The following is a 260-nucleotide window of genomic DNA, read 5'->3' on the forward strand; positions in this document are numbered from 1 at the left end:
TCAAACGTGCCGCGGATCGCCGGATGCGTCTTGAAGCGCTGGAACTCCTCGAACGGGAAGAGATAGGGGTTCTTGTAATTGAGGTGCACGACGAAGCCGACGGCGACCATGTTGTCTTCGAGGTGATAGAGGAACGAGCCGCCACCGGTCTTCATGCCGAGCGGCCAGCCGAAGGAGTGCTGCACCAGGCCCGGACGATGGTTTTCCGGCTTCACCTGCCAGAGTTCCTTGAGGCCAATGCCGAACTTCTGGACGTCGCT

1 protein-coding gene is annotated in these 260 nt (G+C 60.0%); it reads right to left on the minus strand.

Annotated elements, in window-relative coordinates; all coding sequences use genetic code 11:
- Positions 1–260: hypothetical protein (locus L981_RS32930; RefSeq protein WP_043627185.1), on the minus strand; the 260-nt coding region annotated here is incomplete at both ends.

The sequence above is a fragment of the Ensifer sp. ZNC0028 genome (assembly GCF_000799055.1).
Classification (GTDB): domain Bacteria; phylum Pseudomonadota; class Alphaproteobacteria; order Rhizobiales; family Rhizobiaceae; genus Ensifer.